Raw genomic sequence first — 11,244 nt, forward strand, 5'->3', positions numbered from 1 at the left:
GGGGCCAGCACACGCGCTGCGCGGACAGCCAGCGGAGCTGCCGCGGAGCTAGAGAGCTACACGAGGGGCACGTATGTCCGGACTGATCGACACCACGGAGATGTACCTCCGCACCATCCTCGAGCTGGAGGAGGAAGGTGTGGTCCCCATGCGCGCCCGGATCGCCGAGCGGCTCGACCAGAGCGGGCCGACGGTGAGCCAGACCGTGGCCCGCATGGAGCGGGACGGCCTGGTCGCCGTGGCGGCCGACCGGCACCTGGAGCTGACCGACGAGGGCCGGCGGCTCGCGACGCGCGTGATGCGCAAGCACCGGCTCGCGGAGTGTCTGCTCGTGGACGTGATCGGCCTGGAGTGGGAGCAGGTGCACGCGGAGGCCTGTCGCTGGGAGCACGTGATGAGCGAGGCGGTGGAGCGCCGCGTCCTCGAGCTGCTCCGGCACCCGACGGAGTCGCCGTACGGGAACCCGATCCCGGGCCTGGAGGAGCTGGGCGAGAAGGACGGGGCGAACCCGTTCCTGGACGAGGGGATGGTCTCGCTGTCCGACCTCGACCCGGGGGCCGACGGCAAGACGGTCGTGGTGCGCCGCATCGGCGAGCCGATCCAGACGGACGCGCAGCTGATGTACACGCTGCGCCGGGCGGGTGTGCAGCCGGGTTCGGTGGTCAGCGTGACGCAGTCGCCGGGCGGGGTGCTTGTGGGCAGCAGCGGTGAGGCGGCGGAGCTGGAGGCGGAGATCGCCTCGCACGTCTTCGTGGCGAAGCGCTGACCGTCTTCGTAGCGAAGCGCTGACCGTTTTCGTAGCGAAGCGCTGAGCCGGGCGACCGCCTGCGGGCCGGGCGTCAACTCCCGTGTCGTGCGGGTAAGTTGACTTGTATCCGCACATGCTGCACTTCCGCGCAGAAAACAAGATTCACTGTGCGGAACGGCAGCGATCGGACGCTCGGCGTGCAAGGCTGTCGCGTGAGGCATATGACCAGAGGGGGCCGCATGGACCGGCCGATCGGGGCGCGACGGGCCTGGGGGGCACGGGGTGCACCGGAGGCGGCGTCGAACGCCGCACCGCAGACAGAGGGCCCCGGCGCCTTGCGACGCCGGGGCCTGTCCTCCCCTGTTCCGACCCGGAGCCCCGAGCTCCCAGGGTCGCTCCCCTCGGACCGATTTCCCCGAGCGGTCCGCCTCCCGCTGAAGAGATCCCCTCGACAGCGCCGGTCATTCCTTGAGTTCTGTCACTCAAATGAGGGGTGTTGTCCGAGAGCACCGCGCTTTCGAAAACAGGTTCGATAGCGTGCGCGGGTACGCGACTGCAGGCGCGACCACGAGGGGGTGCCAGGGCCTATGGCACGGCGCATCGACGTGACCGGGGCAGGCGGGATCCACCTGGCTGCCTGGGAGTTCGCCGACCCGCCCAAGACGGGCGAGGTCGGGCACAATCCCGGAGTTCTGCTGCTGCACGGGCTCATGGGGCGGGCGTCCCACTGGGCGGGGACGACGCGCTGGCTGGCGGAGCGACATCGCGCGGTCGCCCTTGACCAGCGCGGGCACGGGCAGAGCGACAAGCCGCCGGAAGGCCCGTTCGACCGGGAGGCGTACGTCCTGGACGCGGAGGCGGCACTCGTCCAGCTGGGCCTCGAACCGGCCGTCCTCATCGGGCACTCCATGGGAGCGCTCACGGCGTGGCAGCTCGCCGCCCGCAGGCCGGACCTCGTCCGTGGCCTGGTCATCTGCGACATGCGGGCCTCCGCGCTCGGGGCGGCCTCCCAGCGGGAGTGGGAGGACTGGTTCAAGGCGTGGCCGCTGCCGTTCGCGACGCTCGGGGACGTACGGAAGTGGTTCGGGGAGGACGACCCCTGGGTCGAGCGGCCCAACCCCGCGCGCGGGGAGTTCTACGCCGAGGTGATGACGGAGACGGCGGACGGCTGGCGGCCGGTGTTCTCGCGGCGGCAGATGCTGGAGGCGCGCTCCACGTGGGTGTTCGACGCGCACTGGGAGGAGCTGGCGGCGGTCCAGTGCCCTGCGCTTGTGCTGCGCGGGCTTGACGGGGAGTTGGGGCGGGCGGAGGCGCAGGAGATGGTGCGGGTGTTGCCTCGCGGGGTGTATGCGGAGGTGGCTGACGCCGGGCATCTTGTGCACTACGACCAGCCGGAGGCGTGGCGCTCCGCGGTGGAGCCGTTCCTTGACGGGGTGCTGGCGGAGTTGTGACGTGGCCGGGAGCCGGGGTTGAGGTCGCGGGGCGCTGCCCCGGGCCCCGCCGCTCAATCGCCGCGGAGGCTTGAAAACAGGCCGGCGGGGCTTGAGAGCAGCGGCGCTTGGTGCGTCACGGGCTCAGGCGTTCTGTGCGCCAAGCCGTCGGGGAATCGGTCTCCCGGACGTAGCGGAGGCGGTCGTGGAGGCGGTTTTCGCGGCCCTGCCAGAATTCGATGGTCTCCGGAGTGATCCGGTAGCCGCCCCAGTGGGGTGGCACCGGGACGGCGGTGCCCTCGGGGTGGCGGGCCGCCAGTTCCGCGTAGCGCGCGTCGAGTTCCTCCCGCGAGGCGACCACGGACGACTGCGCGCTGGCCCACGCGCCCAGCTGGGAGCCGTGCGGGCGCGTGTGGAAGTACGCCTCCGTCTCGGCCCGCGACGTACGCTCCGCCGTCCCCGTCACCAGGACCTGGCGCCCCATCGGGTGCCAGGGGAAGAGCAGCGCGACGTGCGGGTTCGCGGAGAGGTCCCGGGCCTTGCGGGAGCCGTAGTTGGTGTAGAAGACGAAGCCCGCCTCGTCGTACGACTTGAGCAGCACCGTACGGGAGCTGGGCCGGCCCTCGGCGTCGGCGGTGGAGACGACCATGGCGTTGGGCTCGGGCAGCGGGGAGCCGGGGGCCGCCGCCTGTTTGAACCAGCGCGTGAACTGTTCCATCGGGTGCAGGGCGAGGTCCCCCTCCAGCAGGCCGCCGTCCTTGGCGCGGTACTGCTCGCGCATGTCGGCGAGGTCGAGTTCGGGATCGTCGTGGGCGCTCACGGCGTCATCCTGCCGGACGGATGGGCACAGACGCACCCAGGGTGAGCCATGGCACTGAGTGCCGCGAGCCCTCGCCAACTGTGGCACGGAGGGTTATGTTCCAGGGGCCGAACGGTTCAGCCGCCTGCCGTACGGGGCATCACGGGTGTACCCCGTACAGACCAGACCACGGGTGATCCAGCACCCGGACCCGCCCACGCATCCAGAGGAGCCGCCCGATGTCCGACCTCACCCCCGGCTTTGTTCCAGGCCTCGAAGGTGTCGTCGCGTTCGAGACCGAGATCGCCGAACCGGACAAGGAAGGCGGTGCCCTGCGCTATCGGGGCGTCGACATCGAGGATCTGGTCGGCCACGTGTCGTTCGGGAATGTCTGGGGGCTGCTGGTCGACGGCGCCTTCGACCCGGGCCTGCCGCCGGCCGAGCCGTTCCCGATCCCCGTCCACTCCGGTGACATCCGCGTCGACGTGCAGTCGGCGCTCGCCATGCTCGCCCCCGTGTGGGGCCTGAAGCCGCTGCTCGACATCGACGAGCAGCGGGCGCGCGACGACCTCGCGCGCGCCGCCGTCATGGCGCTGTCGTACGTCGCGCAGTCCGCGCGCGGGCAGGGGTTGCCGATGGTGCCGCAGCGGGAGATCGACAAGGCGGACACGGTCGTCGAGCGGTTCATGAAGCGTTGGCGCGGGGAGCCGGACCCGAAGCATGTCGCGGCCGTCGACGCGTACTGGACGTCGGCCGCCGAGCACGGCATGAACGCGTCTACGTTCACGGCCCGCGTCATCGCCTCGACCGGGGCCGATGTGGCGGGTGCGCTGTCCGGGGCCGTCGGGGCCATGTCCGGGCCGCTGCACGGTGGTGCGCCGTCCCGGGTGCTCGGCATGATCGAGGAGATCGAGCGGACCGGGGACGCGGAGGCGTATGTGCGTCGGGCGCTCGACAAGGGTGAGCGGCTCATGGGGTTCGGGCACCGGGTGTACCGGGCGGAGGATCCGCGCGCGCGTGTACTTCGGCGTACGGCGCGGGAGTTGGGGGCGCCGCGGTTCGAGGTGGCGGAGGCGTTGGAGAAGGCGGCGTTGGCGGAGTTGCACGCGCGGCGGCCCGATCGGGTGTTGGCCACGAACGTGGAGTTCTGGGCGGCGATCGTGCTCGACTTCGCGGAGGTGCCGGCGCACATGTTCACGTCGATGTTCACGTGTGCCCGTACGGCGGGGTGGTCGGCCCACATCCTGGAGCAGAAGCGCACGGGCCGCCTCGTCCGCCCCTCGGCGCGGTACGTGGGGCCGGCGTCGCGTCCTCCGCAGGAGATCGGCGGCTACGGCAACATCGCCCGCTAGCCGGAGTTCTGGGCCTGTGCCGGGGTCGGCGCCCTTGGTTCCTGTTGCGCGGCACCGTGATCTTTGGCGGTGCCGCGGTCGGCGCCCTCGTCAGCTGCAGCCTGCACCGGGGCGCCGCCTTGCCCACCCTGCCGCCCCAGGCGGCAGATTGCCCAAGGCGGTGGGCGTCGACCGTCCCGGGTGGGGAGCCGGGGTTGGCGGTGAGTAGCCCAAGTCAGGTGCGGTCGGCCGCAACGGGTGGGGAGCCGGGGTTGGCTGTGAGTAGCCCAAGTCAGGTGCGGTCGGCCGCAACGGGTGGGGAGCCGGGGTTGGCGGTGGGGCGCCCAAGTCGGGTGCGGTCGACCGCGGCGGGTGGGGAGCCGGGGCAAATCGAGCCCGCTCTGGCACGAGACTCGCGGGGCCGCGGCAGAGTCCCGGGCCTTCAGCCCCGTCGGCGTTTGAGGCGTGGGGCCAGGGCAAATCAAGCCCCGCCGGCGATTGAGGCGCGGGGTCCGGGGCGGAGCCCCGTGGCGTGGGGCACGCTCTGGGCCGGAGCCCCCGGAGGGGGCGGGTGGGTGGGAGATGGGCGGGGGAGATCGGCTCTTTCGAGCCCCGCTCTCGGACGAGACTCGCGGGGTCCGGGGCAGAGCCCCGTGGCGTGAGCACGGTGCCGGTACAGCGAGCCCCGCGGCGTGAGCACGGTGCCGGTACATCAGCCCCTGTGGCGATTCAGGCGCGCGGCCAGGGCCAATCAAGCCCCGCCGGCGATTGAGGCGCGGGGTCCGGGGCGGAGCCCTGTGGCGTGGGGACGGTGCCGGTACATCAGCCCCTGCGGCAAGCCCCGTGGCGTGAGGGCGGTGCCGGTGTATCAAGCCTCTGCAGCCAGCCCGTGGCATCGGGACGGTGCCGGTACAGGGACGGGCTAGGTGTCAGCCCAGGATCCGGTCGACCAGGGCCCCCCACTCGGAAACCACCCGCTCCCGCCGCCCCCTGTCATCCGTGAGGAGGTTCGCGAGGCCGAGGCCGCGGGCCATGTCGAGGAGGCCCTGGACGACCTCCCGCACCCCCGGCAGGGACTCGTCCGCGCCGAGAAGCTCCACCGCGATCCGGTGGGTCTCCCGCCCGACCCGCGCCTCCAACTCGGTCACCCGCCCACCCAGTTGCGGCTCGTTCGACGCGGCCACCCACAGGTGCAGCGCCGCCCGGAACAACGGCCCCGTGTAGAGGTCGACGAGCGCCGCCACCGCCTCCGCCCGCCCCTGCGGACGCAGCCCCCGCAGAGCGGTGGACCGCTCCTCGGCGACGTACTCCACGGCCGCGGTGAACAGGTCCTCACGGGTCGGAAAGTGGTGCTGGGCGGCGCCGCGCGAGACGCCGGCGTGTTCGGCGACGACGGAGACCGTGGACCCGGCCCAGCCGTGCGCGGCGAGGCAGGCGACCGCGGACTCCAGGAGCCGTTGCCGCGTCACCCGCGAACGGTCCTGCTTCGGCAGCGTCACAACACCCATGCGGCATCCCGTCGTTCGAGAAAGGCGGTCATGCCCTCGCGGGCCCCCGCGGAGCCGAACAGCCGCGCGGACAGCGCCGTCAGGGACTCCGCGTCCCGGTCGAAGGCCTCCAGGACCTTAACCGTGAGCAGCTTCTTCGTCTCGGTCAGGGCCTCGGGGGACGCCTTCCGCAACCCACCCAGCATCGGTTCCAGTACCTCGTCCACGTCCTCCCCCGCCACCGTCACGAGCCCGATCCGCGCCGCCTCCGCCGCGTCGAAGCGCTCGCCCGTCAGGTAGTACCGGGCCACCGCCCGCGGATCGACGCGCGGCAGCAGCGGCATCGAGATAACGGCGGGCGCGACCCCGATGCGTACCTCGGTGAAGGCGAAGGACGACGCCGTGGAAGCCGCCGCGATGTCGCACGCCCCCACCAACCCCAGGCCGCCCGCCCGTACGTGCCCGTCGACCCGCGCGACGACCGGTTTGCCCAGCTCCACGATCTGCCGCAGCAGTCCCACCAGCGCGTCCGGGTCCGGAGGGTCCCGCAGGTCGGCGCCCGCGCAGAAGGTGCCGCCGGTGTGGGTGAGGACGACGGCTCGTACGTCGCGGTCCTTGTCCGCGTCCCGCAGCCGGTCCCCCAGTTCTCCGACGAGTTCCGACGACAGGGCGTTGCGATTGGCGGGCGAGTGGAGGGTGAGGGTGGTGACGCCGCGCTCGTGGGCGTGCCTCACCAGGTCCACCAGGTTGCCGGGCCCCGGTCCGTTCTCAACAGCCATCAGATCTCCCTGAGTTCGCGGCGCAGGATCTTCCCGGAGGCCGCGCGCGGCACCCCGTCGATGAACGCCACGCGGCGGATCTTCTTGTACGGGGCGACGCGTTCGGCGACGTACGCCATCACCGCGTCCGCGCCGAGCGCCGGGTCCGTGCGGACGACGAACGCCTTCGGCACCTCGTTGCCGTCGTCGTCGAGGACGCCGATGACCGCCGCGTCGGCGATGCCCTCGTGGGCGAGCAGCACCGCTTCCAGGTCGGCGGGGGCGACCTGGAAGCCCTTGTACTTGATGAGTTCCTTGACCCGGTCGACGACGAACAGCCAGCCGTCCGCGTCGACCCGCCCGACGTCCCCGGTGTGCAGCCAGCCCTCGGCGTCGATCATGTCGGCGGTGGCATCGGGGCGGCCGAGGTAGCCCTTCATGACCTGCGGCCCCCGGATCAGGACCTCACCGGGCTCGCCGGGCGCCACGTCCTTCGCCGGGTCGTCGAGGGACACGATCCGCATCTCGGTCGAGGCGATGAGCCTGCCCACCGCGCCCGGCGGCGGGTTCTTCGCGTCGTACGGGACGACGTGGGTGCCCGGCGACAGCTCCGTCATGCCGTAGGCCTGGCCGACGGGCGGCAGGCCGAGGCGGCGCGCGCAGGCGCGGGCGAGTTCGCCGTCGAGGGGTGCGGCGGCGCTGATGACATGGCGCAAGGACGACAGGTCGTAGCCCTCCACGGCCGGGTGTTTCGCGAGGGCGAGGACGATCGGCGGGGCGACGTACAGGTGGGTGATGCGGTGCTTCTCGATCGCCGCGAGGAACGTTTCGAGGTCGAAGCGGGGCAGTACGACGACGGTGGAGCCCTGCCGCAGCGGGCCGTTCATGAGCGCGGTGAGGCCGTAGATGTGGAAGAAGGGCAGGACGGCGAGGATGCTGTCGCCGGGGCCCGTCGGGAGGACGGGCTGGAGCTGGTCGAGGTTCGTGGCGATGTTGCGGTGGGTGAGCATGACGCCCTTGGGCGTGCCGGTGGTGCCGGAGGAGTACGGGAGCGCGGCCACGTCCTCGGCCGGGTCTATGGCGACACGCGGCTCGGGCGCCGCGGTGCCGAGCATGTCCATCAGCGAACGGTGGCCCGAGGTCCCCGCCGGGTCGCAGACGAATATCTCCCGTACGCCGCCCGCGAGTTCGGCCGCCGCGCGGGCCGCCTCGACGAGCGGGGTGATGGTGACGATCCAGTTCGCGGACGAGTCGCGCAGCTGCTTCGCGAACTCCTCCGGCGTCGACAGCGGGTGCACGGTGGTCACGGAGGCGCCCGCGCGCGTGGCGCCGTAGAACGCCACCGGGTAGGCGATCGTGTTGGGGCTGTGCAGCGCCACCACGTCGCCCTTGCGCACGCCCGCGTCGGCGAGTCCCGCCGCCACCTTCCGGTGGAACACGTCGAGTTGGGCGTACGAGAGCGTGGTGCCGGCCACCCCGTCGACGAGGGCGGGGGCGTCGCCGCGGGCGGCCGCGCCCCCGAGCACGGCGTCGTGGATGGGCTCGTCGACGACCGCGACGTCCGCGTACTCACTCACGTACACCATGTCGAACTCCTCGCTGCAGAACGGAAGTTGCTGTCAGTACGACTTGGGGAGACCCAGGCTCTGGTGGGACACGTAGTTGAGGATCATTTCGCGGCTGACCGGGGCGATCCGCGCCACCCGTGAGCCGGTGATGAGCGAGGCGAGGCCGAACTCTCGGGTCAGGCCGTTGCCGCCGAGCGTGTGCACGGCCTGGTCGACGGCGCGCACACAGGCCTCGGCGGCGGCGTACTTGGCCATGTTGGCCGCCTCGCCCGCACCGATGTCGTCGCCCGCGTCGTAGAGCCGGGCCGCCTTCTGCATCATCAGGCGGGCCAGCTCCAGCTCGATGTGGCTCTGCGCGAGCGGGTGGGCGATCGCCTGGTGGGAGCCGATGGGGGCCTGCCACACGGTGCGCTCCTTCGCGTACTCGACGGCCCGCTTCAGCGCGTACCGGCCCATGCCGATGGCGAAGGCGGCGGTCATGACGCGCTCCGGGTTGAGCCCGGCGAAGAGCTGGAGCAGTCCTGCGTCCTCGTCACCCACGAGAGCGTCCGCGGGCAGCCGCACCTCGTCAAGGGTCAGTTCGAACTGCTTCTCCGGAGCCTGGAGTTCCATGTCGATCTGCCGCCGCCCGAAGCCCTTCGCGTCCCGCGGCACGATGAAGAGGCAGGGCTTGAGCTTTCCGGTCCGGGCGTCGGAGGTACGGCCCACGATGAGCGTCGCGTCCGCGATGTCGACGCCGGAGATGAACACCTTGCGCCCGTTCAGGACCCACGAGCCGTCGTCGTCGCGGCGGGCCGTCGTGGTGATGCGGTGCGAGTTGGATCCGGCGTCGGGTTCGGTGATGCCGAAGGCCATGGTGCGGCTGCCGTCGGCGAGGCCGGGGAGCCAGGCCCACTTCTGTTCCTCGGTGCCGAAGCGGGAGATGACCGTGCCGCAGATCGCGGGCGAGACGACCATCATCAGCAGCGGCGACCCGGCAGCCCCCAACTCCTCCAGGACGATGGAGAGTTCGGCTATCCCGCCGCCCCCTCCCCCGTACTCCTCGGGCAGGTTGACGCCGAGGTAGCCGAGCTTCGCGGCCTCCGACCACAGCTCCTCGGGGTGGCCGCCGGCATCGGTGACGCGGGTCATGTAGTCGCGGCCGAACCGCTTGCCGAGTGCGGCGACGGCGGCGCGCAGGGCCTGGTGCTCTTCGGTTTCGAGGACGGGGGTGGCGGGAGCGGCGGGAGCGTTCACGACTGTTCCTCCTGGACTACGGCGAGCAGCGCGCCCACCTCGACCTGGCGGCCGACGGCGGCGTGCAGGGCGGTGAGCGTTCCGGAGGCGGGAGCGAGGATGCGGTGCTCCATCTTCATCGCCTCCAGCCAGATCAGGGGCTGCCCGGCGGTGACGGCGGCGCCTTCGGTCAGCCCTTCGGCGACGCGGACGACGGTGCCGGGCATGGGCGCGAGCAGGGAGCCGGGGGCGCGCTGCTCGCTGGGGTCGGTGAAGCGGGGCAGGGCGGTGAGCGCGAGGCCGTTCACGTAGACCTGGTGACCCTCGTACGCGGCACTCCCATCGGCGGCGCCCCCATACGTGGAGACCGTGAACTTCCTTCGTACGCCGCCGACTTCGAGTACGACGAGGTGCGGGGTGACGTCGACGACGTGTACGCCGTCGGCCGCGAGGCCGTCGCGGGTGTGCCGGTAGCGGACCTCGTGCTCGGCGCCGGAGGGCTCGGCGCGGTAGCGCCTGACTTGGGGCTGCGAGGGGACGTTGCGGAAGCCGCCGAACCTGGACCGGCCCACGGCCTGGGCGAGGGCGGCGGCGAGCGGCGCGTACGGGTCCTCGTGCGGGGCGGTCAGTTCGTCGAGGTGCCGCTCGTAGAACCCGGTGTCCATGCGGGCCTCGGCGAACTCCGGGTGCCGCAGGGAGCGTACGAGCAGGTCGCGGTTGGTGAAGGGCCCGTGCACCTCGGCCCGTTCCAGGGCCCCCGCGAGGGCGCGGACGGCGGCGGTGCGGGTGGGGGCGTGGGCGACGACCTTCGCGAGCATGGCGTCGTAGTGCACGCCGATGGCGTCGCCGTCGGTGTAGCCGGTGTCGAGGCGGACGCCGTCCGGCACGGCGAGCCGGTGCAGCGTTCCGGTCTGCGGGGCGAAGGAGGCGGCGGGGTCCTCGGCGTAGAGGCGGGCCTCTACGGCGTGGCCGCGCGGGGCCGGGGGTTCGGGGTCGAGGGCCTCGCCCTCGGCGACGCGGAGCTGGAGCGCGACGAGGTCGATCCCGAACACGGCCTCGGTGACCGGGTGTTCCACCTGGAGGCGGGTGTTCATCTCCAGGAAGTGAGCGCGTCCGTCGGCGACGAGGAACTCGACGGTGCCGGCGCCGACGTATCCGGTGGCCCGGCAGGCTCGCTCCGCCATCTCGTATATGACATCTGATACGCCACGTATGAGATCCGGCGCGGGCGCCTCCTCGATCACCTTCTGGTGTCGCCGCTGCAGCGAGCAGTCCCGCGTCCCGAGGATCCACACGGTCCCGTGGGCGTCGGCGAGCACCTGTACCTCCACGTGCCGCCCGCCCTCCACATACGGCTCGACGAAGACTTCGCCGTCGCCGAAGGCGGACAGCGCCTCGGCCCGCGCGGCCTGCAACTCTCCTTCCAAATCGCCGAGTTCCCTTACGACCCGCATCCCGCGCCCGCCGCCACCGGCGGACGCCTTGACCAGGACGGGCAGGTCGTCGGCCGTGATGTCGGAGCCGAGCGGCGCGACGCCCATCAGCTCCTTGGCCCGCGTCTTGGACGCCATCGCCTCGATCGCCGCGGGCGGCGGCCCGATCCAGGTGAGCCCCGCGTCGGTGACCGCGCGGGCGAAGTCGGCGTTCTCGGAGAGGAAGCCGTACCCCGGGTGCACGGCGTCGGCGCCCGCGTCGAGGGCGGCCTTCACGACGAGGTCGGCGCGCAGGTAGGTGTCGGCGGGGGTGGCCCCCGGCAGCCGTACGGCGAGGTCGGCCTCGCGTACGTGCAGGGCGTCGGCGTCCGGGTCCGAGTGCAGGGCGACGGTACGTATGCCCAGCTCACGGCAGGTACGGAAGACGCGGCAGGCGATCTCGCCGCGGTTGGCGACGAGCACACTGGTGATCATC

General features: G+C 72.1%; 9 protein-coding genes. 3 read left to right on the plus strand and 6 right to left on the minus strand.

Features of this window, described 5'->3' with window-relative positions:
- The first annotated feature begins 73 nt into the window (after positions 1-73).
- The gene (locus tag ACYSUO_RS34035; RefSeq protein ID WP_327662146.1) at positions 74-766 is read left to right on the plus strand and encodes a metal-dependent transcriptional regulator; all 693 of its coding nucleotides are present in this window, start codon (positions 74-76) and stop codon (positions 764-766) included.
- Between the two features lie 569 nt (positions 767-1,335).
- Complete coding sequence (locus ACYSUO_RS34040; RefSeq protein WP_461780078.1) at positions 1,336-2,199, plus strand: alpha/beta fold hydrolase; 864 nt, start codon at positions 1,336-1,338, stop codon at positions 2,197-2,199.
- 115 nt (positions 2,200-2,314) lie between these two features.
- On the opposite strand, the gene pdxH is transcribed toward ACYSUO_RS34040, so the two are convergent.
- The gene (gene pdxH, locus ACYSUO_RS34045) at positions 2,315-2,959 is read right to left on the minus strand and encodes a pyridoxamine 5'-phosphate oxidase (RefSeq protein WP_461780140.1); all 645 of its coding nucleotides are present in this window, start codon (positions 2,957-2,959) and stop codon (positions 2,315-2,317) included.
- 257 nt (positions 2,960-3,216) lie between these two features.
- On the opposite strand from pdxH, the gene ACYSUO_RS34050 reads away from it, so the two are divergent.
- Entirely contained in the window at positions 3,217-4,329 is a 1,113-nt protein-coding gene (locus tag ACYSUO_RS34050; protein ID WP_461780079.1) for a citrate synthase 2, read from the plus strand.
- A gap of 908 nt (positions 4,330-5,237) precedes the next feature.
- Here the strand turns inward: ACYSUO_RS34050 and ACYSUO_RS34055 are convergent.
- From ACYSUO_RS34055 to ACYSUO_RS34075, 5 genes are read right to left on the minus strand one after another with little or no spacing between them, the layout of a single operon-like run.
- On the minus strand, positions 5,238-5,816 hold the full coding sequence (locus ACYSUO_RS34055) for a TetR/AcrR family transcriptional regulator (RefSeq protein ID WP_461780080.1): 579 nt from the start codon (positions 5,814-5,816) through the stop codon (positions 5,238-5,240).
- Complete coding sequence (locus ACYSUO_RS34060) at positions 5,804-6,574, minus strand: enoyl-CoA hydratase family protein (RefSeq protein ID WP_461780081.1); 771 nt, start codon at positions 6,572-6,574, stop codon at positions 5,804-5,806. Before ACYSUO_RS34060 ends, ACYSUO_RS34055 begins: the two co-directional genes overlap by 13 nt.
- Positions 6,574-8,136: a 4-coumarate--CoA ligase family protein gene (locus ACYSUO_RS34065; protein WP_461780141.1), complete on the minus strand. Its 1,563-nt coding sequence runs from the start codon at positions 8,134-8,136 to the stop codon at positions 6,574-6,576. The genes ACYSUO_RS34060 and ACYSUO_RS34065 overlap by 1 nt, the downstream gene beginning before the upstream one ends.
- 36 nt (positions 8,137-8,172) lie before the next feature.
- Positions 8,173-9,357 (minus strand): acyl-CoA dehydrogenase family protein, encoded by a 1,185-nt coding sequence (locus ACYSUO_RS34070; protein WP_461780082.1) that lies wholly within the window; start codon positions 9,355-9,357, stop codon positions 8,173-8,175.
- Complete coding sequence (locus ACYSUO_RS34075; RefSeq protein WP_461780083.1) at positions 9,354-11,243, minus strand: acetyl/propionyl/methylcrotonyl-CoA carboxylase subunit alpha; 1,890 nt, start codon at positions 11,241-11,243, stop codon at positions 9,354-9,356. Before ACYSUO_RS34075 ends, ACYSUO_RS34070 begins: the two co-directional genes overlap by 4 nt.
- Between the last annotated feature and the right edge of the window lies 1 nt (position 11,244).

The organism is Streptomyces sp. UC4497 (assembly GCF_054871485.1).